The organism is Pseudomonas sp. MF4836, from assembly GCF_002018875.1.
In the GTDB taxonomy this organism is placed as follows: Bacteria; Pseudomonadota; Gammaproteobacteria; order Pseudomonadales; family Pseudomonadaceae; genus Aquipseudomonas.
This window is the reverse complement of record NZ_MVOL01000041.1, coordinates 1-1356: the sequence shown is the minus strand read 5'-3', so window position 1 is coordinate 1356 and position 1356 is coordinate 1. Positions and strand designations below refer to the sequence as shown.

The 1356-nt window shown below is 64.4% G+C and carries 1 protein-coding gene; it reads right to left on the bottom strand.

Going from position 1 to position 1356, the window contains the following annotated elements; translation table 11 throughout:
- The coding region (locus MF4836_RS35700; RefSeq protein WP_202971977.1) for a hypothetical protein at positions 1-1356 on the bottom strand (1356 nt) is incomplete at both ends.

Genomic DNA, 1356 nt, shown 5'->3' with positions numbered 1-1356 from the left:
GGGTCGTCGCCTTTGATCCAGCCCCAGCGCTGGTCGAAGTCGTCGCGCGACCACTCGGTAGGGAGTTTGGCCACGCAGTAGCTCAGGCGCTTGCGCATGCTGGCGTTGTGGATCTTGGCGTAGGCTCGGGCGAGGCGGTCTTTGTAGTGCAGGGCCGTGTCCAACGCCTTGGCGGCGGCATGCACGGCTTCGCCCAGCACTCCCGGCAAGTTCGGCGCGGGGTTGGGGGTGGGCGCCATGGGCTCGATCAGGTCCAGTAACTGTTTCGAGTCGCAGCGACTGTTGCCATCGGTGTCGTCGTCGATAAAGGTCCAGCCGAGCCAGTCGGGAAAATCAGCGTCGCTGTACACCTTGACCCCTGCCGGGTTGAGGTCGACGAACGCTTGCACGCCGCCCGGGGTGACGATCTTGCGCACATGGGGCAGACGCCCGCCTTGCATGTCCGTTGCGGCAGGTGCATCAGGACCGAGGATGCGTCCGAAGCGCAGCATTTCATAACCGGCGCTGGGGCAGCCGGGGTAGTGTTTGACCGCGGTTTTATACAGGTTGTAGCCACCCTCGGGTTCCGTACAGCGGCCGATCACGGCACCCTCGCGGTCGCGGGTAGTGAGGAGGATGGTTCCTCGCACTTCGCTCAGGCTGATGATGAGATCAGCCGGTGTCCGGCCACTGCGGGTGGCGTGCCAGTGACGCCAATCTTCCAGGGACAGGTCCGCGGGCGGTGCGTTCGCTGCGGCGCCGTACTGGGCCGGTACGCGGATGGTGCGCTGGGCGACCGTGGTTGCCGCCGCCACCGTTGACCACCAGTTGGCTGATTGGGCGGGTGCGCCGTTGAGCCGGCGGATGCGCTCGGGGGTGGTGTGGAAGCGTTGCGCGACTGAATTGAGGCTGTCGTTGATGCCCCCTGAGCCCGGGTGACTGGTGCGCACCACATAAGCCTTGCTCTCGGTACGAGGGTCCTGGGTGTAAAGCACTGTGTTGGCGGGCAAAACGATATGCATATCGCCCCATACGCTGGTGCGCCGGCCTTGCGGGGCGGTCAGTGGACCGGCACTGCGGCCCATGAGCGCTTCCACATTGCGCTGGTCAGCAACGATCTCGAAGTGGATGCGATTGGGTTTTCCGTAGACGGCCCCGGCCTTGCCGATCGGGTCTTTGCGGTAGACCTTGTCGCCTTTTTTCAGCGGCGTTTCGGTGCCCGGTTTGTTGGCCACGGTGTGCAGGTGCTGGTAGATGGAATAGAAGGTCACACCCACCCCTTCGCCGATCTCGGTTTGGTGCTTGATGAGCATGACGCCATTGCTGGTCCAGCCGGTGTAGTACAGCAGTGGGTGGGCGGCCTGGACCTCGGCGCTG